Source organism: Sporosarcina sp. Y1004 (genome assembly GCF_057669665.1).
Genome location: NZ_JBYHFQ010000018.1, coordinates 50573 through 76238, shown reverse-complemented (window position 1 = coordinate 76238; position 25666 = coordinate 50573). Strand labels below are relative to the sequence as shown.

At 40.8% G+C, this 25666-nt stretch carries 21 protein-coding genes, 1 pseudogene and 1 other annotated feature; of the genes and pseudogenes, 19 read left to right on the top strand and 3 right to left on the bottom strand.

Annotation, left to right across the window (positions count from 1 at the left end; translation table 11 throughout):
• Window positions 1-78 precede the first annotated feature (78 nt).
• The 13 genes from AC25Y6_RS13070 (at window position 79) to AC25Y6_RS13010 (ending at window position 15262) form a co-directional block, all read left to right on the top strand.
• A complete protein-coding gene (locus AC25Y6_RS13070; protein WP_482105356.1) occupies window positions 79-687 on the top strand; it encodes a protein kinase family protein in 609 nt (202 codons plus the stop codon).
• 193 nt (window positions 688-880) lie between these two features.
• Window positions 881-1852, top strand: a complete 972-nt coding sequence (locus tag AC25Y6_RS13065; RefSeq protein ID WP_488143330.1) for a tetratricopeptide repeat protein — start codon at window positions 881-883, stop codon at window positions 1850-1852.
• 113 nt (window positions 1853-1965) lie between these two features.
• Complete coding sequence (gene tig, locus AC25Y6_RS13060; protein WP_482100888.1) at window positions 1966-3252, top strand: trigger factor; 1287 nt, start codon at window positions 1966-1968, stop codon at window positions 3250-3252.
• 145 nt (window positions 3253-3397) lie between these two features.
• The gene (gene clpX / locus AC25Y6_RS13055) at window positions 3398-4663 is read left to right on the top strand and encodes an ATP-dependent protease ATP-binding subunit ClpX (protein WP_482100887.1); all 1266 of its coding nucleotides are present in this window, start codon (window positions 3398-3400) and stop codon (window positions 4661-4663) included.
• Window positions 4664-4787: 124 nt separating this feature from the next.
• A complete protein-coding gene (lon, locus tag AC25Y6_RS13050; RefSeq protein WP_488143329.1) occupies window positions 4788-7112 on the top strand; it encodes an endopeptidase La in 2325 nt (774 codons plus the stop codon).
• Window positions 7109-7690, top strand: coding sequence for a ribosome biogenesis GTP-binding protein YihA/YsxC (gene yihA / locus AC25Y6_RS13045; RefSeq protein WP_482100885.1), 582 nt, complete (start codon window positions 7109-7111; stop codon window positions 7688-7690). The genes lon and yihA overlap by 4 nt, the downstream gene beginning before the upstream one ends.
• A gap of 285 nt (window positions 7691-7975) precedes the next feature.
• On the top strand, window positions 7976-9340 hold the full coding sequence (hemA, locus tag AC25Y6_RS13040) for a glutamyl-tRNA reductase (protein WP_488143328.1): 1365 nt from the start codon (window positions 7976-7978) through the stop codon (window positions 9338-9340).
• Window positions 9341-9429: 89 nt separating this feature from the next.
• Window positions 9430-10260, top strand: coding sequence for a cytochrome c biogenesis protein (locus tag AC25Y6_RS13035; RefSeq protein ID WP_488143332.1), 831 nt, complete (start codon window positions 9430-9432; stop codon window positions 10258-10260).
• A 62-nt stretch (window positions 10261-10322) separates the two neighbouring features.
• Window positions 10323-11252 (top strand): hydroxymethylbilane synthase, encoded by a 930-nt coding sequence (hemC, locus tag AC25Y6_RS13030; RefSeq protein ID WP_488143327.1) that lies wholly within the window; start codon window positions 10323-10325, stop codon window positions 11250-11252.
• Window positions 11245-12003 carry a uroporphyrinogen-III synthase gene (locus AC25Y6_RS13025; protein ID WP_482100882.1) on the top strand — a complete coding sequence of 253 codons (759 nt, stop codon included), beginning with the start codon at window positions 11245-11247 and terminating at the stop codon, window positions 12001-12003. The genes hemC and AC25Y6_RS13025 overlap by 8 nt, the downstream gene beginning before the upstream one ends.
• Window positions 12004-12005: 2 nt before the next feature.
• On the top strand, window positions 12006-12986 hold the full coding sequence (gene hemB, locus AC25Y6_RS13020; RefSeq protein ID WP_482100881.1) for a porphobilinogen synthase: 981 nt from the start codon (window positions 12006-12008) through the stop codon (window positions 12984-12986).
• Window positions 12987-14279, top strand: coding sequence for a glutamate-1-semialdehyde 2,1-aminomutase (gene hemL / locus AC25Y6_RS13015; RefSeq protein WP_488143326.1), 1293 nt, complete (start codon window positions 12987-12989; stop codon window positions 14277-14279). It abuts the gene before it with no gap.
• A gap of 401 nt (window positions 14280-14680) precedes the next feature.
• Entirely contained in the window at window positions 14681-15262 is a 582-nt protein-coding gene (locus AC25Y6_RS13010; RefSeq protein WP_482105351.1) for a hypothetical protein, read from the top strand.
• Here AC25Y6_RS13010 and AC25Y6_RS13005 read toward each other — a convergent pair.
• Complete coding sequence (locus AC25Y6_RS13005; protein WP_488143325.1) at window positions 15230-15421, bottom strand: hypothetical protein; 192 nt, start codon at window positions 15419-15421, stop codon at window positions 15230-15232. The genes AC25Y6_RS13010 and AC25Y6_RS13005 overlap by 33 nt on opposite strands.
• A 67-nt stretch (window positions 15422-15488) precedes the next feature.
• Window positions 15489-15764: a binding site (T-box leader), on the top strand.
• A gap of 73 nt (window positions 15765-15837) precedes the next feature.
• Here AC25Y6_RS13005 and AC25Y6_RS13000 point away from each other — a divergent pair.
• The 5 genes and pseudogenes from AC25Y6_RS13000 to AC25Y6_RS12980 all read left to right on the top strand — a co-directional run bounded on the left by AC25Y6_RS13000 (window position 15838) and on the right by AC25Y6_RS12980 (window position 22469).
• Window positions 15838-18483 carry a valine--tRNA ligase gene (locus AC25Y6_RS13000; protein WP_488143324.1) on the top strand — a complete coding sequence of 882 codons (2646 nt, stop codon included), beginning with the start codon at window positions 15838-15840 and terminating at the stop codon, window positions 18481-18483.
• A gap of 161 nt (window positions 18484-18644) precedes the next feature.
• Window positions 18645-20219 (top strand): annotated as a pseudogene (locus tag AC25Y6_RS12995) (IS1182 family transposase).
• A 286-nt stretch (window positions 20220-20505) separates the two neighbouring features.
• Entirely contained in the window at window positions 20506-20967 is a 462-nt protein-coding gene (locus AC25Y6_RS12990; protein WP_488143323.1) for a prepilin-type N-terminal cleavage/methylation domain-containing protein, read from the top strand.
• Window positions 20967-21413 carry a PilW family protein gene (locus AC25Y6_RS12985; RefSeq protein WP_488143322.1) on the top strand — a complete coding sequence of 149 codons (447 nt, stop codon included), beginning with the start codon at window positions 20967-20969 and terminating at the stop codon, window positions 21411-21413. Before AC25Y6_RS12990 ends, AC25Y6_RS12985 begins: the two co-directional genes overlap by 1 nt.
• Window positions 21414-21425: 12 nt before the next feature.
• The gene (locus AC25Y6_RS12980) at window positions 21426-22469 is read left to right on the top strand and encodes a hypothetical protein (protein ID WP_488143321.1); all 1044 of its coding nucleotides are present in this window, start codon (window positions 21426-21428) and stop codon (window positions 22467-22469) included.
• A 194-nt stretch (window positions 22470-22663) separates the two neighbouring features.
• Here AC25Y6_RS12980 and AC25Y6_RS12975 read toward each other — a convergent pair whose 3' ends face one another.
• Both AC25Y6_RS12975 and AC25Y6_RS12970 read right to left on the bottom strand, forming a co-directional pair.
• Window positions 22664-23458, bottom strand: a complete 795-nt coding sequence (locus tag AC25Y6_RS12975; protein WP_488143320.1) for an ATP-grasp domain-containing protein — start codon at window positions 23456-23458, stop codon at window positions 22664-22666.
• Window positions 23455-24321, bottom strand: a complete 867-nt coding sequence (locus AC25Y6_RS12970) for an ATP-grasp domain-containing protein (RefSeq protein WP_482105345.1) — start codon at window positions 24319-24321, stop codon at window positions 23455-23457. Before AC25Y6_RS12970 ends, AC25Y6_RS12975 begins: the two co-directional genes overlap by 4 nt.
• A 61-nt stretch (window positions 24322-24382) precedes the next feature.
• Here AC25Y6_RS12970 and AC25Y6_RS12965 point away from each other — a divergent pair, with 61 nt between their 5' ends.
• Window positions 24383-25588, top strand: coding sequence for a bifunctional folylpolyglutamate synthase/dihydrofolate synthase (locus AC25Y6_RS12965; protein ID WP_488143319.1), 1206 nt, complete (start codon window positions 24383-24385; stop codon window positions 25586-25588).
• The last annotated feature ends 78 nt before the right edge of the window (window positions 25589-25666 follow it).

Here is a 25666-nt window from a genome sequence, read left to right as displayed (position 1 = left end):
AAAAAGAAAGCCAATTCATCCCACGACTGAAGTCACGGGTGTTCTTGGCTTAATCATAAAATTATTGGAGGTTAATATTTGACTACTTATCAAGAGCTTGTAAATACGGTCATCATTAACGAGAAAAATCAACTGGTTCGATACGATAAATCTTTAGAACACATTGGAACAGGAAGAAGTGCATTTGTATTCAGGATCAAATCATCAAATATATCAATTAAAGTGTTCTTTCCAATATATATACACATCGCAAAAGAAGAAGCCGAAATTTATAAAGTACTTCAAGATACTCCTTATTTCCCTTCGATTTATGAGACTGGATTAAATTATCTTGTCATGGACTATATTGATGGTTATACACTTTTTGAATGTTTAACACATGGAAAAGTTATAACAACCGCGCATATCGATGAAATTGATCACGCACTATCCTTGGCTTCGAATTTGGGCTTAAATCCATCTGACATTCACTTGCGCAATATTTTCATCACTTCAAATAACGAGATAAAGCTCATTGATGTGGCACGTTATAGGCAAAAGAAAGATTGTCAGCAGTGGAATAACCTGAAAAAAGCTTACCCTCAATTTTATCGCAAATGTTTCATTAGCAAGAAAATTCCTAGCTCGATCTTGAATGTCATTGCTTTCCTATATAAGAAACGATTCATCCCGTTTTTTCAACAATGAAAATCAATTCTTACCTAGCACTGGGATGAGGTGTTTGGTAGGGGAAATCGCATTACTTCACAGAGGTGCATAACACTATTTTCGTCCTGATTATCCGTGGGACAAATAACGTTTCTACAAAACACTTCGGAAATTAATGTTAAATTATAAAACGCTATGATATAGTGAGAAATGATGAAAGAAGGTGAGCGTATTGAGAAAGAAATACGGAAGACTCAGGAAAAAAGAAAACCTAATCGTCTTCCCGGGAACTTTTGAAAAGCTAGTTGAAAAAGGGCATGTTGCCGTTGAGACAGAGGACTACGAACAAGCGGTTGAAGCATTTGATCAGGCAATTGTTTATGAACCTGATAATCCGGAATTTCTAGGACCTTACGCTGTTGCCCTTTACGAAACAAAAGAATTTCGGCGAGCTAAGGAAATTGCGGCAAGGCTACTTCATAGTGGAACTGCAGATTACGTCGATGCAATGGAACTGTATTTGACAATCAGTATTCAGCTAGAGGAATATGATGAAGTCGAAATGACCATTGATGCGCTGCTTGATGAAGGAATTGTTCCGCCAAATATGCTCAACAAATTCAATTACCTAAGGGAATTGAATGCTCGTTTGTCAGAACGCTATGCAATTGATGAGCCGGGTTTTAAAATGGAATCCTTCGAATTCGACGAATTCATGAAGATGGATGCTATGACACAACAGTATGCACTTGCTTCACTTGAAGGTAGTGATTTATCAGACCTTGCTCCTTTACTGAAGGAAATAGCTGTACAGGACGACGTTGCACCACTAGCCATTACCTTCGCTTTGACACTGTTGCATCAAACAGGGGACGATGAAGAACTTGTAATCAGTAAATTTGGTTGGAAAAAGCAAGTTGTTCCTGCTAATATGACTTTGCCTGGACAAGATGCAATGACGAAAGAAGTCCTTGAAAAGATAGAACGGCAACTCTTTCAAGATCCATCCAGATTGGAAATGGCGCAGGGGCTCATCGAGAAATTCGCAATTACTGCATTCCCTTTTGGATGGGGGAATAATAATTCGGAAGACATTGCGACAGCTTATGTAAACTACATAGAAAGCCTCTTTTCGGGTGAGCAGTTGCCTGAGACAGAACTGAACTTACTTATCCAGCAGATTGACAACGATTCGGACCTTTAGCAAAGTACGAAATCTGTTGAAAGATGAAGAGACTATGATATACTGAAATGGTTGTCAATGGAGTATATACGTATCAAAACATATTGGCCAAAACGATTCGGAGGTAATTAATTATGTCAGTTAAATGGGAAAAACAAGAAGGAAACAAAGGGACTCTTACAGTAGAAGTACCTGCAGAGGTAGTAACAGCAGGTCTTGATAAAGCATTTAAAAAAGTTGTGAAAACAGTACAAGCACCAGGATTCCGTAAAGGGAAAATGCCACGTCAAATGTTTGAAAAAATGTATGGTGTAGAATCACTTTACAATGAAGCACTTGATTTCATTCTTCCAGAAGCATATTCTAATGCACTTGACGAAGCGGGCGTTGAACCAATCGACCGTCCTGAAATCGATATCGAACAAATGGAAAAAGGGAAAGAGCTTATTTTCAAAGCAGTTATTGCATTGAAGCCTGAAGTTAAACTTGGCGACTATAAGGGTCTTGAAGTAACACGTCAGGATACTGAAGTTACTGATGAGGAAATCGAAGAACAACTAAAAGAACGTCAACAAGCTTTCGCAGAACTAGCTTTGAAAGAAGATGGCACTGTTGAAAACGGTGATACAGTGAAAATCGACTTTGAAGGTTCGGTTGATGGAGAACTTTTCGATGGTGGTAAAGGCGAGCAATACGATCTTGAAATCGGTTCAGGTTCATTTATCCCTGGATTTGAAGAGCAATTGATTGGCATGAAAACAGACGAAGAAAAAGATGTTGAAGTAGATTTCCCTGAAGAATATCATGCGGCAGAACTTGCGGGTAAAGCAGCTATTTTCAAAGTGAAACTTCATGAAATCAAATCTAAAGAAATTCCTGCATTAGATGACGAACTTGCAAAAGAAATTGACGAAGAAGTTGAAAGTCTTGACGCATTGCGTGCGAAGTTGAAAGAAACAACTTTGGCAGAGAAAAAAACTGCTTCCGAAACAGCACTTCGTGATGATCTTGTAGAAGCAGCAGCACGAAATATGGAAGTTGACATCCCAGAAGTGATGGTTGAATCTGAAGTTGAACGTATGATGGAAGAATTTGGACAACGTCTACAATCACAAGGAATGAATCTTGAGCTTTACTTCCAGTTCTCTGGACAAGATGAAGAAGCGCTTCGTACTCAAATGCAAGAAGACGCACAAAATCGTGTCCGTGTTTCTTTAGTACTTGAAGCAATTGGTAAAGCTGAAAGCATTGAAGTTGCAGAAGAAGATATTAATGCTGAACTCGAAAAAATGTCTGAGCAGTTCGGCATGGATATCGAGCAAATTAAAACAACGCTTGGTGGAACTAAAGTTCTTGAAAACGATCTTCGTTTCAACAAAACAGTTGAATTCTTGGTAGAAAACGCAAAGATTACTGAATAATAAAGTGAATTAAGGACAAGGTACGGAAGACCGTACCTTGTTTTTCATAGAAAGACATAATAAAATGTGTAAAGCGATGAATTCTAATTAGTTGATAAAAACCTGGGAATCTTGTAAGATTGTCACTTAAATAGGGGTGAGATTAGTGTTCAAATTTAACGATGAAAAAGATAACTTAAACTGTTCTTTTTGCGGGAAATCCCAGGAGCAGGTTCGTAAGCTAGTCGCAGGTCAAGGCGTCTATATTTGTGATGAATGTGTTGAACTTTGTGCTGAAATTGTAGAAGAGGAAGTCGGTCTTGAAGAAGGATTTGAACTTAAAGACGTTCCGAAACCAAAAGAAATACAAAGTATCCTCGATGAATACCTGATTGGACAGGATCGCGCGAAAAAATCACTTTCGGTAGCTGTCTATAACCACTATAAACGTGTTAACTCGAACAGTAAGATTGATGATGTCGAGTTATCGAAATCTAATATTGTACTCATCGGACCAACGGGTAGTGGTAAAACATTACTCGCTCAAACCCTTGCAAGAATCCTTGACGTACCTTTTGCTATTGCAGATGCTACATCATTGACTGAAGCAGGATATGTCGGTGAAGATGTAGAAAATATTTTGCTGAAGTTAATTCAGGCAGCAGATTATGATGTTGATCGTGCGGAAAAAGGAATCATCTATATTGATGAAATCGATAAAGTCGCTCGTAAATCTGAAAATGCATCTATAACACGTGATGTTTCAGGTGAAGGTGTTCAACAAGCACTACTTAAAATTCTTGAAGGAACTGTAGCGAGTGTTCCGCCACAAGGTGGTCGCAAACATCCTCATCAAGAATTCATTCAAATCGATACAACGAATATCCTCTTTATTGTCGGTGGAGCATTCGATGGAATCGAAGAAATCATCAAACGTCGTATCGGTCAAAAAGTAATTGGATTCGGTGCTGAACCCAACACAATTATTGAAGAGGAATCGTATCTTGCTAAACTGATACCTGAAGATCTTCAGCGTTTCGGTCTAATTCCAGAATTTGTTGGTCGTTTGCCTGTTCTTGCAAGTCTTGAACAGTTGAGTGAAGATACTCTTTATCAGATATTGACTCTTCCAAAAAATGCAATCGTAAAACAATATCAAAAAATGTTCGAACTGGATGATGTTGCACTTCGTTTCGAGGATGATGCCTTGCTTGAAATTGCAAAAGAGGCCATTACACGAAAAACAGGTGCCCGTGGTCTGCGTTCAATCATTGAAAATATCATGCTCGATGTAATGTATGAACTGCCTTCACTTGAAGAAGTGAAAGAGTGCATCATTACTAAAGAATCCGTGTTGGGACAATCAAATCCGATTCTCTTAACGGAAGATGGTACCCGGGTTATTCTGGATAATGAGAAAGACTCGGCGTAACGCCTGAAGGATGCAGCTGACTCCGACGAAGCGCGTGAATATGCGCTTATCGGATGTCAGCTTTTTTTCAATGTTTTACTGAACATAAAGTAGGATATACATAATTATCGGAGGTGACTACCCTATGTCGACAGATAAATTAAATAACATACCGCTTTTACCGCTTCGAGGGTTGCTTGTTTACCCTACGATGATTTTACATATTGATGTTGGAAGAGAACGCTCCGTATTCGCAATTGAACATGCAATTGCCAAAGACAATCTAATCTTCCTTGCGACACAAAAAGATATTAGCATAGAAAATCCAGAGCCCGAAGATTTGTATAAGGTAGGTACATTGGCGTCGGTAAAATCGCTGACTCAGTTACCAAATGGAACATATCGCATACTGATTGAGGGTATTGAACGTGCAGAATGGTCTAACTATGAAGAAGCAGACCTTTATCCTGTTGTTGAAGTAATCGGGTTCCCGGATGATGAGACAATAGATGCGGAATCAGAAGCATTAATGAGAACCCTGCTTACATATTTTGAAAAGTATTCGAAAATTTCGAAAAAAGTCACGGAAGAAACATATGATTCTGTAGCATCAATTATTGAACCGGGAAGACTTGCAGATACGGTTGCCTCTCATTTGCCACTCAAGCTTGCGGCAAAACAGGAAGTTCTAGAAACGACAAATATCAATAAACGTCTAGAATGGCTTACGAGCAGGCTATATAACGAGCAGGAAGTGCTCAATCTTGAAAAGAAAATAAATGAACGTGTAAGGGAAGCAATGGAACGGACGCAAAAAGAATTCTATCTACGCGAACAGATGAAGGCTATCCAGACTGAACTTGGCGATAAAGATGGAAAAGGGCTGGAAGTTGCAGACTTAACAAGTCGTATTGAAAAAGCCGGTATGACAGAAGTGGTCAAAGAAGCGGCATTGCGTGAACTGGATAGATACGAAAAGATTCCTTCTGCTGCAGCTGAAAGTGGTATTATACGGAATTATATTGAGTGGCTTGTAACATTGCCTTGGACTGATGCTTCAAAAGATCAGCTTGATATTAACCGATCTGAAGAAATCCTTAATCGTGATCATGATGGTCTTGAAAATGTAAAAGAACGTATACTGGAATATTTGGCGGTACGTCAGTTGACCAATTCATTAAGAGGTCCAATTCTTTGTCTTGAAGGTCCACCAGGAGTTGGGAAAACATCTCTTGCCAGATCCATAGCTGAATCTCTTGGTAGAAAATTTGTTCGTATTTCACTTGGTGGAGTACGTGACGAATCAGAAATTAGAGGACATAGGCGGACATATGTAGGTGCTATGCCGGGACGGATTATCCAGGCAATGAAAAAGTCCGGAAAGATTAATCCGGTGTTCCTGCTAGATGAAATCGATAAAATGTCGAATGATTTCCGTGGTGATCCATCTTCTGCTATGTTGGAAGTACTTGATCCGGAACAGAATGACAAATTCAGTGATCATTATATTGAAGAACCTTATAACTTATCAAATGTGCTATTCATTGCGACAGCGAACGATTTAAGTGCGATTCCAGGACCACTCCGAGACCGTATGGAAATCATCTCAATTGCAGGTTATACTGAAATTGAGAAACGTTCGATTGCTAAAAATCATCTAATTCCAAAGCAGTTAAAAGAACACGGATTGACCAAATCCCAAGTTCGCATCAGTGATCCGGCAATCCAGGACATTGTGAGATACTATACGCGTGAAGCGGGTGTGCGTGGACTAGAGCGTCAAATTGCAGGCATTTGCCGTAAAGCAGCGAAATTGATAGTTACAGGTGAGAAAAAAAGCATCACGGTTAGCCCGAAAACGCTTGAATCACTCATAGGTAAAAAGAAACACAGGTATGGTCAGGCGGAAACGGTCAATCAAATCGGCGTTGCGACAGGGCTTGCTTATACCCAAGTTGGAGGAGATACTTTGCAGATTGAGGTTTCTTTATCCCCTGGAGCAGGGAAGTTAATTTTGACGGGTAAACTTGGGGACGTAATGAAAGAATCTGCACAAACTGCGCTGTCTTATGTACGTTCAAAAACAGTGGAGTTCGGAATTGATCCGGAATTTCACAAAAAATGTGATATTCATATCCATGTTCCTGAAGGGGCCATTCCAAAAGACGGTCCATCGGCTGGTGTGACCATTGCAACAGCGTTAGTTTCCGCATTGACAAAACGTCCAGTTCGCCGTGAAGTTGGCATGACTGGTGAAATAACATTACGAGGCAGAGTGTTGCCAATTGGTGGATTAAAAGAAAAAACATTAAGTGCCCATCGAGCTGGCTTGACAACAATTATCTTGCCAATTGAAAATGAGCGCGACATCGAAGATATTCCGGAAAGCGTCCGGAAGGAAATGACATTCAAGCTCGTTTCTGACGCAGAAGAGGTCCTCGAAATTGCATTGGAGGAGACTTCCAAATGAAAGTCCATAACGTAGAAATGATTATGAGTGCCGTACGACCAGATCAATACCCGTCAGAAGGATATCCAGAATTTGCGCTAGCAGGACGTTCCAATGTCGGGAAATCTTCTTTTATCAACAAGATGATTGGCAGAAAGAGTCTTGCTCGAACTTCTTCGAAACCGGGTAAGACACAAACATTAAACTTTTATAAAATTGAAGAGCAACTATTTTTTGTCGATGTCCCGGGATATGGCTATGCAAAAGTATCAAAGTCATCTCGTGAAACATGGGGGAAATTTATTCAACAATATATGACAGAACGGGAACCTCTCCGTGCTGTTGTCCTAATTGTTGATTTGCGTCACGCGCCAAGTGCCGAAGATTGTAATATGTATGATTTCCTCGTGGATAACAATATGCCAGCAATCATCATTGCGACGAAGGCGGACAAGATACCAAAGGGGAAATGGGAAAAACATAAAAAAGTAGTTCGTGAAACACTTGCTATGCGTCCATATGATGCTTTGATTGTCTTTTCATCTGAAAAGGGAATTGGCATGGAAGAAGCATGGAAAGAAATTGAGAGTAGAATGTAATTATATAAATAGTAATCTGGAGACGAGTTGAAATCGTTTTCCGGATTATTTATTTTGTACGAATAGGTATGCTTCGGATTATGAGTGGCATCGTACAAAGGATATGTATATTGCACATTGATTGCTTGTCATTTCAAAGGCTGTTAGTATTAGTTTGTAATCATTATAAATAGGTTCATTAAACCGCTGGTATTCATACGTTGTTCACAATTTTAAACAGAAAAAGGGACAGCCGTATGGTATAATAGAAAGCGTGAAATAGAACGTGAAAGGTGTGAACACCTGATGCATACAATCATAATTGGTGTCAATCACCGGACAGCACCTGTTGAAATAAGGGAAAAGCTATCTTTTATTGAAGCAGAACTGCCACAGGCGATGCAAACACTGCAACAGCAAAAGAGTATATTAGAAAATATAATTATATCCACATGTAACCGTACTGAAATATACGCAGTTGTCGATCAGTTACATACAGGTCGTTATTATGTGAAGAATTTCCTGGCTGAATGGTTCGATATTCCACTTGAAGCATTCTCGTCGCACCTGGTCATCATGGAAAATGACGGGGCAGTTGAGCATTTAATGCGTGTTTCGGCAGGCATAGATTCCATGGTTCTTGGCGAGACACAAATATTAGGCCAAGTACGGGATAGTTTCCTCATGGGCCAAACAACGGGAACGACGGGTACTGTTTTCAATGAACTATTTAAGCAAGCAGTTACACTTGCTAAAAAAGCGCATACTGACACCGCAATTGGTGATAATGCAGTGTCGGTATCCTATGCAGCTGTAGAACTTGGTAAGAAAATTTTTGGCACATTGGATCAGAAGCATGTAGCCATTCTTGGTGCAGGTGAGATGGGCGAACTCGCTTTAAAGAACTTGCATGGTAGTGGTGCAAGCAAAGTGACAGTTGTCAATAGAACACTTTCAAAAGCAGAACTGCTTGCCGATAAATTCGGTGGAGTTGCAAAATCGATGGCAGAGCTTCAATGCACCTTACTTGAAGCGGATGTACTGATTAGTTCAACTGGCGCAAGTGACTTCGTAATCGACTTGGAACTCATGCAATTAGTAGTACGGTTGCGTAAAGGAAGACCGATATTTATGGTTGATATTGCTGTTCCGCGCGATTTAGATCCGCGTATCGGTGATTTACCGAATGTCTTTCTTTATGATATCGATGATTTACAAGGTATTGTCGAGGCGAATCTTGCAGAAAGAAAGCATGCAGCTGAGGAAATCGGTTTAATGATTGAACAAGAAATTGTCGTTTTCAAAGAATGGGTTGCTACACTTGGAGTTGTCCCTGTCATTTCGGCACTTCGTCAAAAAGCACATATTATTCAAACAGAAACGATGGCGAGCATTGAAAACAAGATGCCCAATTTGACGGAACGCGAAAAGAAAGTGTTGAACAAACATACGAAATCGATTGTCAATCAGTTATTGAAAGATCCAATTTTACAGGTGAAAGAATTATCTATGGATCCGAAATCGAACGAAAAGTTAGAGCTATTCCAGCAAATTTTCGGTATCGGTGAGGATGTAGTGAAGGAGAAAGAGATGCTTGCAAGACAAGCAGTAGAACGGTTAAAAGTCAGAGCGGAAAGAAATGCGATGGCACAACCGAATTTGACATTTTGAGTATTTGTCAAAGGGGCGTTTCCGCATCAGTGTGATACACTATAGATGCGGAAACGCCCTTATTGGTTCGGAAAGGCAGAGAAGTGATCATGGCAGATATGATGATGACGAGGCTGCATGAAGTAATGGTTGTCCTTTACGCGGTTAGCCTCGTTTTTTATTTTATAGATTATTTAAATAAGGATACCTTTGCACATCGATGCGCTTTTTGGATTTTATCCGTTGTCTATTTTCTGCAAAGTTTTTTCCTAGTGATGTATATTATCGAAATGAAAAGATTTCCGGTACTGACTCTCTTTGAAGGCATCTTTTTTTACGCATGGCTTTTGATTACATTATCGATTGTCCTGCACCTATTTTACAAAGTGAGTCACGCTGTGTTTTTCTTGAATGTCATCGGTTTTATATTCATGACGATTCATACGTTTGCACCTGTACAAATTGAACAATCAGCGATAGGGGAAGCACTCATTTCTGAACTTCTTATTATCCATATAACCTTTGCAATTTTATCGTATGCCGCATTTGCAATGTCTTTTGTTTTTTCGATTCTCTATCTCCTTGTCTATAAGGTTTTAAAAGAAAAGAAATGGACGAAACAATTTGGCAGGCTACCGTCCCTTCATCAAGCAGAGATAGGAATGAAAGCCGCTCTTTACACTGGAATACCAATTCTTTTTGTTAGCTTAGTTCTAGGCATGCAGTGGGCGACTGTTGCCCTAGACACGTGGTCTATATTCGATATAAAAATATTGGGTTCATTTTTCTTGCTTGCCATTTATGGTTCTGTATTATTCTTGAAGCGGAGTGGCAAGCTTACAGGAAATGACTTTGCGTGGGCAAATGTATTTGCGTTTCTCTTTGTTATTATTAATTTTTTCCTAGCGAGCAAATTATCTGAATTCCATTCCTGGATTTAAATATTGATCCCTTAATGGATTTTAATAGTGAATTATTCATTTGAAAGGTTGGTTTTATGAAAATGAGAAAAATAATTGTAGGTTCAAGAAGAAGTAAACTTGCTTTAACACAGACAAACTGGTTCATTGAACAAATGAAAGCAGCTGGTGCACCATTTGAGTTTGAAGTGAAAGAAATCGTTACGAAAGGCGATCAAATCCTTGACGTCATGTTGTCTAAAGTCGGTGGGAAAGGTCTTTTCGTCAAAGAAATTGAGCAAGCATTGTACGATAAAGAAATCGATTTTGCAGTACATAGTATGAAAGACATGCCGGCAGTTTTACCGGAAGGACTTGTTATCGGCTGTATCCCTCCGCGAGAAGATGCACGTGATGCCTTCATTTCAAAAAATCATGTGAAATTCATGGACTTGCCGGTAGGAGCGATTGTTGGAACATCTAGTTTACGTAGAAGTTCACAGTTGCTTTTACTACGTCCCGACCTGGATATTCAATGGATTCGTGGCAATATCGACACACGTTTGAAAAAAATGGTTGACGGCGAATACGACGCGATTCTTCTAGCAGCCGCTGGAATGAAACGGATGGGGTGGAGTGAAGATATCACCACGGAATATATGTCTGTTGAGGATTGTATTCCTGCAGTAGGGCAGGGAGCACTTGCAATTGAATGCCGTATTGATGATGAAGAACTACTAGCCGAACTTGCCAAACTAACTGATGAGAAAACGTGGAAAGAAGTAGAAGCAGAGCGTACTTTCCTTACTGAAATGGATGGCTCATGCCAAGTTCCGATTGCAGGTTTTGCGCAATACAATGGCAGTGAGGTTGAACTGACTGGTTATATTGCTTCTCCCGACGCTATACAAGTATTCAAAAGTACATTTACGAGTAAAGATCCTATTGAAGCTGGCAAGGAAGTTGCAAAAACTTTACGTGCTGAAGGAGCTTCTGAGGTGATTGAGAAAGTGAAGGCGGATATGGATGCGTAACGGTAAACCACTGTTAGCTGAAACAGTCGTCTTCACAGGAACGCCGAAATCAGAAGATGTATTCGAACTGGTGAAGCTCTATGGAGGTACGCCAGTTTCATTGCCGCTCATTCAAGTGGCAGAGTTGGTGGAACAGACAGATGAGCTCCGTTTGAACGCATGTCCGACTTACGACTGGTTGATATTCACCAGTCAAAGTGCGGTTACGGCTTTTGGAGCCAAGCTCATTCGACACAATTTTTCACCAGAAGCAATTCCAGCTAAAATAGCGGCTGTCGGTATCCGTACTGCTGATGCACTCAGGAAAATTGGCTTTACGGTCGATTTCATTCCAACGGTTTTCAGTGCGGATACATTCGTTAAGGAATTTAATCCTGTTGAAACAGATATTCGACGCATCTTATTTCTCCGTGGATCGATTGCTGGAGTGACCATCAAAGAAGAATTGCCTTTTGAAGTGGATGAATGGACTGTTTATACAACAGAGCGTGCAAATGATTCCATTGATTCACTTGTTGCTTTGTTGCAGAAAAAACAGCAATTGAACGTGTTGTTCGCAAGTCCTTCGGCAGTGGCAGTTTTTGCGGAAGAAGTTGTGCCGCGTACAGGCTGGAATGGCTATACAATCGGTGCTATCGGTCATGTGACGGAGAGTGCGCTAGTAGAAGTTGGCGCACCTGTCCATGTTAGGCCAGATACATACACACTTAAAGATCTCGTTGAGAAATTGGCGGGGCGAAAGGAAGGGTAATTATGGATACATTACAATTCAGACGCAACAGACGTCTTCGTGCATCGAGCACATTACGGTCAATGGTAAAGGAAACTGTTCTGAAGAAAGAGGATTTTATTTATCCGATTTTTGTTATCGACGGTGAGGATATCAATAATCCGATTGCTTCAATGCCGGGTGTTTTCCAGAAATCACTTGACCACTTTGCAATTGAACTCGATGAAGTCGTCTCACTAGGTATTCCTTCAATTATTTTGTTCGGTATCCCAGCAACGAAAGACGATGTGGGCTCAGAAGCTTATTCCGCTGAAGGAATTGTTCAAAAAGCAATCCGTCTTGCGAAAGAACGTTATCCTGACCTTGTCGTTATCGCAGATACGTGTCTTTGCGAGTTTACTGACCATGGTCACTGTGGTGTGGTTGAAGGAGAGAAAGTATTGAACGATCCTTCTCTAGATTTATTGGCGCGGACAGCTGTAAGCCAAGCAGAAGCCGGTGCTGATATTATCGCCCCCTCAAATATGATGGACGGTTTTGTTGTGGCTATACGCCGAGGGCTTGACGCAGCTGGTTTTTCAGAAATACCGATCATGTCCTATGCGGTGAAATATTCTTCCGCTTATTACGGTCCGTTCCGTGATGCAGCAGATTCTACACCGCAGTTTGGTGACCGTAAAACGTATCAAATGGATCCCGCAAACCGAATGGAAGCATTACGTGAAGCGGAATCAGATGTATTGGAAGGTGCCGATTTCCTCATTGTCAAACCGGCATTGTCTTATCTTGATATCGTACGCGACGTAAAAAACACCTTTTTATTGCCAATCGTGGCTTACAATGTAAGTGGCGAGTACGCAATGGTAAAGGCTGCTGCTCAAAATGGCTGGATTGACGAAAAACAGATTGTTTTAGAAACGTTAACGAGTATGAAGCGTGCAGGTGCGGATATTATTATGACGTACCATGCGAAAGATGCTGCGCGCTGGCTGGAGGAGAAATAAATGGGTAGAAGTTATGATAAGTCAAAACAAGCATTTGAAGAAGCAGTAAATTTGATGCCGGGCGGAGTTAACTCACCTGTCCGTGCTTTCAAATCCGTCAATATGGATCCTATTTTCATGGAAAGTGGAAAAGGCGCAATCATTACGGATATCGATGGCAATGACTACATTGACTATGTCTTGTCTTGGGGTCCTCTTATTCATGGTCACTCTGACAGTGACGTCGTCGATGGTATCAAGCGTGTAGCGGAAACTGGAGCTAGCTTCGGTGCTCCAACATTAGCCGAGAATGAACTTGCGAAATTAGTTATCGAGCGCGTTCCATCTATCGAGATGATTCGTATGGTTTCATCAGGTACAGAGGCCACAATGAGTGCATTGCGTTTAGCGCGCGGCTATACGGGACGCAATAAAATTTTGAAATTCGAAGGCTGTTACCATGGCCACGCCGATTCACTGCTCATTAAAGCAGGTTCAGGTGTTGCGACACTGGGTCTTCCAGATAGCCCAGGTGTTCCAGAATCGGTTGCCAAAAACACGATTACTGTGCCGTATAATGATCTTGAAAGCATTAAAGTCGCGATTGCAGAATTCGGCGACGATCTAGCTGCAATCATTGTTGAACCCGTCGCAGGTAATATGGGCGTTGTTCCTCCTGAACCAGGCTTCCTTGAAGGATTGCGTGAACTGACTGAACAAAACGGCACACTTCTTATATTCGATGAAGTCATGACAGGCTTCCGTGTCGGTTACAATTGTGCACAAGGCTATTTCGGTGTTACACCTGATATCACATGTCTCGGAAAAGTAATTGGCGGTGGGTTACCTGTAGGTGCGTATGGTGGAAAACGTGAAATCCTAGAAAATATGGCTCCTGCGGGGACGATTTACCAAGCAGGCACTTTATCAGGAAATCCGCTTGCAATGACTGCCGGTATTGAAACGTTGAAAAAACTGACACCCGAATCATATGATCATTTCATGAAACTAGGCGATCAGCTGGAGGCCGGTTTCCGTGCTGCAGCAGAAAAATACAATATTCCACACACAGTGAACCGTGCTGGATCGATGATTGGCTTTTTCTTCACAAATGAAAAAGTGTCTGACTACGACAAAGCGAAAACATCCGATCTTGCATTATTCGCTGATTATTATCGCTTAATGGCGGAAGAAGGCATCTTCCTACCGCCATCCCAGTTTGAAGGCATGTTCCTATCGACTGCGCATACCGAAGAGCATATCGCGACAACGGTTGAAGCATTCCATACTGTATTTGCCAAATTGAAGCAATAAGAAGTATTTTACTTTACTACGTCTGATGATTAACTAAAATAACCAGTAAATAACTTGATCACACACTAGGTACTACTTGTATCTGTGCTTTTGGTTCGCTTTGAATCGAACAAGTTCTATACGCTTATCGAGAGGTCTAAGTAAGTAGGGGATGCGACTTTGTCGCATCCTCTACATGCCCCTCGGTAAAAGTATCGTGATTAATTCGCCGAAAGCGGGCCGAAAATAGTCCGGTAAAAATGGTGGTTTTCAAGCCCTTCTTTCCAGTTTTTTATAAATTAAATACAAATCCCCTGACTTGTTAAATGGTCAGGGGATTTTTCGTTCACTCAATTTATTCTTCTATCAAGACGCTGTCGCGCATACAATTGTTTGTGAAGGAATAGAAGGAGGGAACGTATATGGAGATAAAACAGTGGCCAATGCAGGAAGACTTTTACTTCCCTGAACATGCGGGCATACCTACAGGGGGTCAATCAGTCACGGTAACTCCAAGATATACCGAAGAAAGAACGGAAGATGCAGTCCGATTGACAGGCATTTACCACATTGCGGCGAATGTTGAATTTGATGATGGGGTCCTGCGTTCAGCAGAACTCGATGATTCGTATATTCTCATTGATGATGTTGAGTTGGATGGCAAAGAGGGTTACTTTGAATACGCAGTCCCACTCAATATTGATCTACCTCCCGAAACAGAGAGCACGTTGAACGTAGTAACGACCCAAGCGACGGGGAAATCTGACGGACAAGGTACTTACGGTATTGTCTGGCATGTGGAGTGTTCGTACACAAAAGCAGTCGCGCAAGTGGAGGAGCCTGAAGTGGAAGTAAATGTAGTAGTGGCGACTCCAATCGCAACAATAGAAAGCACTTCATTCACAGAGGCGGACGAAGTGCTCTCATTCATTATGGAGCTAACAGATGGGGTATCGACAACTGTATTCCGTTCAAATGATGTTTTTGTAAAGAGCGAAAGCTAATCCACAGAGTAGACACAACAGTAGAAAATCACCGGTTGTTGGAACGAGTAATAATCGTATCAATTGAAAAACACAAATTGGGATAATAATTCCTTTGCAGTAAAACCGGGTTTTCCGAAGCCAAGGCGGTAGAAGATAAGGGTTATATGACCTTCGCATAACACAATCCTTTCGTAATTTACTTGACGTTTCATAAGCAGTTCCGTTACAATTATGGTAATTGTATAGAGATGCGATGATTGGGATAGTACGTGAATTGATTGGACTAAAGAGAGGGTTCCGGTGGTGAAAGGGCCTGTCGATTATTTGCTGAATGTAACCCGTGAGCAGTTTCCGTGAATTGGCTGTTTTTAGCATGAAAATCAGCAACATTAGGTTTTCAGCATGAAAACACCTAACAGTAGCGGAAGCCGGTTTGAAGCCGTTATCGAAGTTTGAGGTGCACTGTACTTTTGTGTGCACGAATAAAGGTGGTACCGCGAACAGCTCCTTCGTCCTTTAAGGCGATAGGAGTTTTTTTGTGTCCAGTTTTATGCACCAACTACTTTTCTTTTTTAAAATAAGGAGGAACCAACATGACAAATGAAAACACGTCGATGCCGACGAAATACGATCCGAAGACCATTGAAGCAGGTCGCCATGACTGGTGGCTGAAAGGTAAATATTTTGAAGCACAACCTAAGAGCGATAAAAAACCTTACACAATCGTTATTCCACCGCCGAATGTTACAGGTAAACTACACCTTGGCCACGCATGGGATACAACGCTACAAGACATATTGACACGCATGAAGCGGATGCAAGGTTATGATGCTCTATGGCTTCCGGGAATGGACCATGCTGGAATTGCAACACAAGCACGCGTTGAAGCAAAACTTCGTGAAGAGGGAACGACACGCTATGATTTAGGGCGTGAGAAATTTCTTGAAGAAACATGGAAATGGAAAGACGAATATGCAGGACATATCCGTGAACAATGGGCGAAACTTGGTTTGGGGCTTGATTATACACGTGAACGATTTACATTGGATGAAGGACTTTCGAAAGCGGTACAGGAAGTTTTCGTTAAACTCTACAACAAAGGGTTAATTTACCGCGGTGAATATATTATAAACTGGGATCCCGCTACGAAAACGGCTATATCTGATATCGAAGTCATCCACAAAGACATTCAGGGTGCTTTCTATCATATGCGTTACCCATTGGCAGACGGAACGGGCAGTATAGAAATTGCAACAACTCGACCTGAAACAATGCTTGGAGATACTGCGGTTGCAGTTCATCCTGAAGATGAGCGTTATAAACATTTAATCGGTAAAACGGTTAAACTGCCGATTGTCGGTCGCGAAATTCCAATTATTGCAGATGATTACGTGGATATGGAATTCGGAAGTGGCGCGGTTAAAATTACACCTGCACATGACCCGAATGACTTTGAAATCGGTAACCGACACAATCTCCCACGTGTTCTTGTGATGCATGAAGATGGTTCGATGAATAAGCTTGCCGGCAAATATGAAGGAATGGATCGCTTCGAATGTCGTAAAGAAATCGTCAAAGACTTGCAGGAGATGGGTGTTCTATTTAACATTGAAGAACATAATCATTCTGTCGGTCATTCCGAGCGTAGTGGTGCAGTCGTTGAACCGTATTTATCGACACAATGGTTCGTTAAAATGCAGCCACTTTCTGATGAAGCCATCAAGCTACAAGATACGGAAGGCAAAGTAAACTTTGTACCGGACCGTTTCGAAAAAACGTATTTAACATGGATGGAAAATGTCCATGACTGGTGTATTTCCCGTCAATTATGGTGGGGTCACCGCATTCCAGCTTGGTACCACAATGACACTGGCGAAATATATGTCGGTCAGGAAGCGCCCGCTGACAGTGAAAATTGGAGCCAGGACAATGATGTACTCGATACATGGTTCTCATCTGCGCTTTGGCCGTTCTCAACAATGGGTTGGCCGGATCTCGACAACGAAGAATTTAAACGTTATTACCCAACAGATGCACTCGTAACAGGCTACGACATCATTTTCTTCTGGGTATCACGGATGATTTTCCAAGGAATCGAGTTTACAGAACAGCGTCCATTTAAAGATGTCTTAATTCACGGGCTCGTTCGCGCTGAAGATGGTCGTAAAATGTCTAAATCGCTTGGCAATGGCGTTGACCCAATGGATGTTATCGATAAATACGGTGCGGATGCATTGCGCTACTTCTTATCGACAGGTTCATCACCAGGTCAGGATCTACGCTACTCAACTGAAAAAGTTGAATCCGTCTGGAACTTTGCCAATAAAATCTGGAATGCATCCCGATTCGCACTCATGAATATGGATGGCATGACATACGATGAAATTGATATAACGGGTGAAAAATCTGTAGCGGACGCATGGATCTTGACACGGTTGAATGAAACAATCGACCAAGTGACGAAGTTAGCAGACCGCTATGAGTTCGGTGAAGTCGGCCGCGCACTCTATAACTTCATCTGGGATGATTTCTGTGACTGGTACATCGAAATGGCGAAACTGCCATTATACGGTGAAAACGAAGCAGCGAAGAAAATGACGCGCTCGATTCTTGCTTATGTGCTCGATAACACGATGCGTTTGTTACATCCGTTCATGCCTTTCATCACAGAAGAAATTTGGCAGAACCTACCCCATGAAGGTGAATCAATTACAATCGCCGCATGGCCGGTTGCGGATGAAGCTCTAACTGATAAAGTGCGTGCAACGGATATGAAACTGTTGATGGACATTATCCGTGCTGTACGTAATATCCGTGCAGAAGTAAACACGCCACTCAGCAAAAAGGTTCCACTCTATATTTCAGCTAAAGACGATGCAACTGTAGCCGTGTTAGAAGCAAACCGTAGCTACATCGAACGCTTCTGTAACCCTGAGACATTGACAATCGGAAACGGCATCACAGCGCCAGGTAAATCGATGTCAGCGGTAGTAACAGGAGCAGAAATGTTCTTGCCACTTGAAGGGTTGCTCAACATCGACGAAGAACTTGCGCGTCTAACAAAAGAGCTTGCGAAATGGCAAAGCGAAGTAAAACGCGTCCAAGGCAAACTCTCCAACGAACGTTTCATGTCCAAAGCGCCTGAAGCGGTTGTGGAAGAAGAGAGAGCTAAGGAAAGTGACTATCTAGAAAAGTACGCGGCAGTTGAACGTCGTATGCAGGAATTGAAGGAAATCTGATAAACGTGAAACGAGGCTGGGACAAAACACGGTGAAATAGAAAAGAACGTTACCTGACAAAATAATGTCGGGTATCGTTCTTTTGTTGTTTTGGAAATGAAAATAAGGACACCTTCTGATAAAATTAGATTCACCACAAACCAATTATCGGAGGTATCCTTATGTTCAAAAATTATACCATGAATCAAGTTGTTTTACCGTTGGATTTAGAGATTACCCTGCAGAAAAATGATATTGCCTATGCGGTAAATGACTTAGTCGAATCGATTCCAGAAGAGGCATTTGTCAGCTTTCTCCGGGAAACAGGCTGTCCCGCCTATCATCCACGAATGATGATGAAAGTAATTCTGTGCGCCTACACGCAATCTGTTTTTTCCGGAAGGAAAATGGAGGGATTGCTGAAGGATAGTATCCGAATGATGTGGCTTGCTCAAGGCTATGAACCAAGCTACCGTACTCTCAATCGTTTCCGTGTTCATCCCGAAGTGAAAGAACTGCTTCGACAGTGTTTTGTGCAGTTCCGCTGCCAACTCGTTCAAAACAATCAGATTGATTCAGAAGCAATTTTTATTGACGGCACTAAAATTGAAGCTAACGCCAATAAGTTTACTTTCGTCTGGCGCAAGTCTATCGAAAAGTACAGTGCTAGCCTTGTAGAAAAATCCAGTCAAATGTACGAGGAACTCTTGGAAAAAGAGATCATCCCTCATATCAATCGCGAAAGTTCTGACGAACTTTCTACTACGGAGCTTGCGCATGTAGTGGGGAAACTTGATGAAACGATTCAGACCTATACTCAAAAAATCGAAAACAGTGAAGATACGGAGGAGCGCAAACGATTACGTTCGATGCGAAAGGACCCTAAACAATACCGTAAAAAATTTGCTGATTTTTTAGCGCGCAAACAAAAATATCAAAACGATATGGAAACCTTTGGTCAACGGAATAGCTATTCTAAGACAGATCATGACGCGACATTCATGCGAATGAAAGATGACTATATGCAAAATGGCCAATTGAAGGCTGGATATAATGTACAGGTTGCGACCGAAGGTCAGTATGCGCTTGCTTTTGATATCTTCCCAAACCCAACAGATACACGCACTTTCATCCCCTTTCTGGATACGATAGAAAAGGACTTTTTCGAACTGCCAGATCATATTGTTGCGGATGCTGGTTACGGGAGCGAACAGAATTATGACGACATCCTCAAAAACCGAAAACGTATTCCGTTGATTACTTATAACCAATACCGGAAAGAGAAGAAAAAGAAGTTTAAAAACGACCCTTTTAATACGGCCAATTGGGCATATGACGAGGAAAACGACACTTTTACTTGTCCAAATGGACAAAGTCTTGTATTCATCCATCCAGCTAAAAGAACTGATAGATAAGGGTTTGTTCGTACATTTAAAGTGTATGAATGTGAAGACTGTTCGGCCTGTCCTCTGCGCTCCCTTTGTACAAAAGCGAAGGAAGAGAACAACCGAAAACTGTACCGTAACGAAAAGTGGGAATCACAAAAAGAATACATTAGAAAAAAGCTTTCAAACGAAAAAACTGGAGAAATCTACGGGAGACGTAAAATTGACGTAGAGCCAGTTTTTGGATTCCTGAAGGCTAATTTGCATTTCACACGTTTCTCCGTGAGGGGAAATGAGAAGGTGAAAAATGAAATGGGCTTCGCGTTTATGGCAGTAAACTTGAGAAAATACATCGCCAACTCTAACAATTGAACGATCAAGGATCTAAAACGATAAAAAAGCTAATTTAAAAAAGGGAACGGTCATCAAAAAATGATGACCGTTCCCTTTTTGCACTTTTATCGGCTAGTTATGTCCCAGCCTCGTTTTTTGTGAGGTTAACTTTGGTTGCTAATAACAGAATGTGGTAAAATAGATGTATATGAGAGAGTAGTATAGTTGTATTTTTCTAATCATATAGGTTTAAGGGATTAGTAGAGTTCGTTTTATGCAAGTATGAACTAACAGATTAACTAATAATAAATGGGGGTGAGTGTCTGTGAAAAAGCAATTTCAAAGTGAAAGTGGAATGACATTGGTTGAATTACTAGCGGCGCTCGTTCTTTTATCTATTGTACTTTTAGCTTTTTTTAGTTTCTTTACTCAATCTGCAAAGTTCACACAATACAATAAAGAAAAGTTAACCGCTGTTGAGGTGGCTGAGGATGTTGTTGCGACAGTAAGGGATTGGAATATAATCGGAAATTGGGAATGTGATAAGGATTTGAAAGGTTTGAGAGTTGATGAAAAATGGAAATGTAAAAATGACAGCGAAGGTGATAAGAAAAAAGGCATAATTTCAAATAGCAATTATGATGGATATAACGTTGAAATTGAAATAATTGATGGACCAAATGAGTTACCTTTGAAAAAAGCTGAAATTAGAGTTACATCCTCCTTTGAAAAAGGAATTAAGAATTCAACATTCACAACTGAAATGTATTTTGGTGGGGGGAGCTAATGAAAAACGAACGTGGCCTGACTCTCGTTGAACTACTCGCTGTTCTTGCCATTGCCGGTATCATCATGGCACTGATTGGATCCGTTTTAATAAATGGTATAAAAGCTTCTAATCGTACCACGGCCATACAACAGCTTCAACAGGAAGCGAATAATATAACTGAAGTCGTAAGGAAAGAATATTTAAAGCAAGGATCTGGTTCATTTACAATTATCGCTGATAATCTTAATGGGAATTTAAAGGTAAGTGATACGACTATTTCTGAAGGATATAAATATGAATTTTATTATGAATGTGAAGAGGTAAATGAAGATGAATGTAAGGAAGAAGATAAATGGGGAGATTCACTTATTATTGATTCTGAAGCCACCAGTAAGTTTCATTTAAAAGTTTCAAAGAAAGAACTGGATTATATAGTTGAAACAAAGTTTAGCAAACTACACTAAGGGGTGATGAGGATGAGAGTTAGAAACAATGAACATGGCGGCGCACTAGCAATGGTTTTAATGCTTATAGTCGTTTTCACCGTCCTTGGGATGAGTTTGCTTATTATGAATATCTCTGCTACAAAACAGTTTAGTAAAAAAGGAGAACAGGTTCAGGCTAGGCATCAAGCGGAGATGGGTCTTATACACTATGCCGCAGAAATAAATGAAGAATTAAAGAGCAGTCCTTTTGTGAAAAGTGTAGGTGAAACTGAAATAGAGACCTTGGAAAAAAATCAGACTGAACTTTGTCGTAATTTAAAGACAATCGCTCCTCCATCTATATCGGAAAATAGCCGGGGATATATAACTAACGAAGTGATAGATTGCGAAATTGGAGAAGATGGAAAGTTACTATTAGAAGTTTATAGTAAAGGCACTTCTAAAGAAACAATAAAGGAGGTAATTGGGACAGCTATTATTACTCCACCCATCATCTCTAAGGAAGAGAATAATCAGTTTCAAAAACCTGAGCGACCGGGCGGTTATAATCCAAAATCGGAACTTCCGGAAGATACGCCGTCGTATGTAGAGGTAAATGGTCCTGTTGTTACAAAAAAGGAAACACAGTCATATGGGACTCTAGTTATTACTAAGGCACCTAATAATCAAATCACATTTAGAGTTGATGGCGGTAATGGATACAAGCTTACAGTTGCAAAGAATTTCTATATTGGCGGGAATTTTGATTCCCAAAACCATTCCTGCATGACAGTTAAAGGGGACTTGACCATACTTGGAACTAGTTATTTAGGGAATAAAAGTATAATTTTTGTATATGGAAATGCTTATTTTGAAAAAGAACCCACCTTGCAAAATGGTAACTCGGGAATTTATGTTGCGGGAAATACATTTGTCGGAAATCCTCCCGTAAAAACAAATAAGTATAAGGCAATTCCGTCATTTAAAGATTGTGATAAGCCAAATGATTTTCAGAACCCATATGAACCAGGAGACTCTACGCAAAACGTTTATCAATGGAAGTTGGAAAATGAGTTGCATCCCATTTACAATTAATCTTAAGTACTTGTAAAAAAACAAACAAAAAACTTATTCCGTTTTCTGAGAAGAAAATAAAATTCAATTGTACAGTTTGATTTAATGCTTGTTTTGTAAAGTGGGATGCAGAGCCCGTCGTAATAACTTATAACGGAATTTATAAAAAAAGTTCAGCACAGGAATCACGATTCCTGGCTGATCTTTTTAAGCTTTTAATCAAAAACTATATCATTGATATACCTCGTCAACTTCCCAGCAACCGAAAAATCATGCGTCACATACAACGACCTCGCCCCAACAGGATCCTCAATCTCATTCAACATCCATCTACCATCTGGCAACAACAAAAAATCTATCCCCACATAATCACTTTTTATCGCATTTGCAATTGTTGTAGCGTCTTTTTCCTGCCAACTAGAAAGTGTGTATTTTTCGACAGAGCCACCAAGCGTATAATTCGATTTAAATGATTCGTTTCCAGTTCGTTTTACAGCACCGACCACTTCTTTGCCAATCATAAATACCCGTACATCTCGCGCTCCAGATTCGATGAATGGTTGTACAATTAATTTACGGTTAGGGAACTGAAGGAAAAACGATTCAGCATCAGCTTCTGACGTACATAGAAATACTTCATTACCTCCATGTCCATCAACGGTTTTCAACACACATGGATACTTCTCGATTTCATCAATGGAACGAATCCTTAATGTTGGGACTGAAGGTATTCCGAGCAGAGTAGCTAGTTCAAATGTCTGTAATTTATCGTTCGCAATTCGGTTCACTGCTGCGCGGTTGAACAACCGGAAACCTGCTGCTTCGAACTTTGTGGCCAGCTCGGTATTACGATCTCGAAAAAGGATGAATTTTGCATCGGTATCAGGTTGTTCATCTCCGATTAGTAAGAGCAGTTCGATTCCGATTTTTTTCGACTCATTCATTAAATCATCAATGAACGCATGGTTCCTAACCGATTCGGCCTCTGTGTAATACACATAGCCCTTCATGCAAGTTTCCTCAATATGTACGCAATCATCGCATCTGCAACATTAATGCCCGTGACGTTGTAGATATTACGTATGTGGGCGGCTGCATTCACTTCACAGACAAGCGGCTCTTCGTTGTCACCGAACAATAAGTCGACACCTGCAAACTCCGCTCCGACTGCGTGGGCAGCTTGTAACGCTAACGCTTTTTGTTGGTCTGTAAGTTCGATGACTGTTGCAACACCACCGTTTGTAATATTCGCCCGGAAATCAGTTTCGGAATGGCGGTACATGGCTGCGACAATCTCACCGCCAACAATATTCACGCGAATATCCCGTCCTCTGCTGTTTGCGATGAACTGCTGAAATATATAGTCGATGCCACGCAATTCATCTGTCTTGTCATAAAACTGCTCCTCCGTTTCAATCAAATACACCTTCATGCCAAATGAACCATGGCCTTCTTTAATAATCATCGGTAAGCCAAGCGTTTTCAACACTTGTTCATAGTAACCTGAATCTATGATTGTGAAATTTGGATATACTTTTGGTGCAATAATCGTCACTGGCATTGGAACACCTTGTTTCGATAGTTTAAGGTATTGTTTCGCTTTGTTATCACACGTTTCAATCACATCCGGATCGTTAAAAACAGGAATCCCGGCGTATTTGAGAAACGTTGCGAGCAGAATATCTTTATCCAAAAAAACAACAAAATCCGGCCGATTGGCCAGATTTGTATCTAAATTCATCATCACTTCATAATTCTTCTTAATTTCAGTACTTACACCCGCGCGTTCAGCCGCTTCTTTCAGCAGTTCAGCCTGATCTATAAATTTTTCACTTGTCAAACTACCATTATAAATTACCCAACAACTTAGCATGATGTACCTCCGGAAATGATATACTTTTTCTATCTAGATTCTAACATACGGAGGGATAGTTTTGATTCCAAAGATGAATGTATATAAAAATCGATGGGCAATTGACAGCGAAGATTCTATTAAACCTGGATTAATGGCGATGCAAGATGCGCTTGCAAAAATGGGCAATCCAGAAAAACAATTACAAATCATTCATGTAGCGGGTACGAATGGCAAGGGTTCGACGATTGCTTTTATGGAAGCAATTTTAAGGGAACATGGTTTGTCGGTGGGTGTGTTTTCATCGCCTGCGATTATCGATCTACATGATCAAATACGAATGAATGGTAAATCGATTTCTGAAGAAGAACTGGATATATCATTTCGCGCAATGAAAAAAGCGGGATTAAGCGGACTTTTGACTGACTTTGAATTACTTACTGTCGCTGCATTTGTCACATTTAGTCGATTATCACCTGATTATATTCTGCTAGAAACGGGGATGGGGGGCTTACTAGACAGTACTAATGTTGTGACGCCACGTGTTTCTGTCATTACATCTATTGCGCTCGATCATACTGCATTTCTAGGGGCGACTCTTGCGGAAGTAGCAAGCCATAAAGGCGGCATTATTAAAGAAGGTGTTCCAGTTGTACTAGGGCCTTTGCCTGACGAGGCGCTAAGTGTAGTACAAGATATCTCGAAAAAGGTAGGAAGTCTTTCATTCTATTATGGAAAACAGTTTGCGATGGATCAAGATAAATTTAGTGGGATCAATAGATTTCAATTGGCTGGGCGGAAGATGAAAGGAGCACATCAAGGCGTCAATGCGGCAGTTGCGATTGAATCACTGTTAGTTGCGGGTATTTCACTTACGGAGAAATTGGTGGCTAAAGCGGTTGCAACAGCTCAACTTGCATACCGATTTCAAGAAGTCGTTCCTGGTGTATTCATGGATGGTGCGCATAACCCAGCTGCCGCAAAAGTTCTAACGGATACGATTCGCTCTGAATTTCCGGGAGAAAAAGTAGATTTTGTCATCGGAATGCTAAAAGGCAAAGATATCGAGAAGACGCTTGATGAGCTAATTCCTGTGGCGGCCTCTTTCACATTTCTGACTTTCCCCCATCCGCAGGCGGCAACCGGTGAAGAGTTAATGGAATATTGCCATCACAAAGTTAAAAAGGTGACAAATAGCGGTAGTGATACTATAATACCATTATCGAGAAACAGTGAGAAGCTAATAGTCACAGGATCGCTTTATTTGATAACAAGCCTAATGAACTAGTTTTTGGATTTGACATTGCATTCAACTTGGACGGTAGTGACAAATATGAAAAAATGTTGAAATTTCAATTGATTCTTT

Excerpts from the sequence above, each read along its gene's own strand:
- AC25Y6_RS12980 (WP_488143321.1), top strand. The coding sequence starts at position 21,426 with ATGAGAGTTAGAAACAATGAACATGGCGGCGCACTAGCAATGGTTTTA.
- hemL (WP_488143326.1), top strand. The coding sequence starts at position 12,987 with ATGGGTAGAAGTTATGATAAGTCAAAACAAGCATTTGAAGAAGCAGTA.
- hemC (WP_488143327.1), top strand. The coding sequence starts at position 10,323 with ATGAGAAAAATAATTGTAGGTTCAAGAAGAAGTAAACTTGCTTTAACA.
- AC25Y6_RS12975 (WP_488143320.1), bottom strand. The coding sequence starts at position 23,458 with ATGAAGGGCTATGTGTATTACACAGAGGCCGAATCGGTTAGGAACCAT.
- AC25Y6_RS13035 (WP_488143332.1), top strand. The coding sequence starts at position 9,430 with ATGGCAGATATGATGATGACGAGGCTGCATGAAGTAATGGTTGTCCTT.
- AC25Y6_RS12970 (WP_482105345.1), bottom strand. The coding sequence starts at position 24,321 with ATGCTAAGTTGTTGGGTAATTTATAATGGTAGTTTGACAAGTGAAAAA.
- AC25Y6_RS12985 (WP_488143322.1), top strand. The coding sequence starts at position 20,967 with ATGAAAAACGAACGTGGCCTGACTCTCGTTGAACTACTCGCTGTTCTT.
- hemA (WP_488143328.1), top strand. The coding sequence starts at position 7,976 with ATGCATACAATCATAATTGGTGTCAATCACCGGACAGCACCTGTTGAA.
- tig (WP_482100888.1), top strand. The coding sequence starts at position 1,966 with ATGTCAGTTAAATGGGAAAAACAAGAAGGAAACAAAGGGACTCTTACA.
- AC25Y6_RS13005 (WP_488143325.1), bottom strand. The coding sequence starts at position 15,421 with ATGCGAAGGTCATATAACCCTTATCTTCTACCGCCTTGGCTTCGGAAA.
- AC25Y6_RS13025 (WP_482100882.1), top strand. The coding sequence starts at position 11,245 with ATGCGTAACGGTAAACCACTGTTAGCTGAAACAGTCGTCTTCACAGGA.
- hemB (WP_482100881.1), top strand. The coding sequence starts at position 12,006 with ATGGATACATTACAATTCAGACGCAACAGACGTCTTCGTGCATCGAGC.
- yihA (WP_482100885.1), top strand. The coding sequence starts at position 7,109 with ATGAAAGTCCATAACGTAGAAATGATTATGAGTGCCGTACGACCAGAT.
- AC25Y6_RS13010 (WP_482105351.1), top strand. The coding sequence starts at position 14,681 with ATGGAGATAAAACAGTGGCCAATGCAGGAAGACTTTTACTTCCCTGAA.
- AC25Y6_RS13000 (WP_488143324.1), top strand. The coding sequence starts at position 15,838 with ATGACAAATGAAAACACGTCGATGCCGACGAAATACGATCCGAAGACC.
- lon (WP_488143329.1), top strand. The coding sequence starts at position 4,788 with ATGTCGACAGATAAATTAAATAACATACCGCTTTTACCGCTTCGAGGG.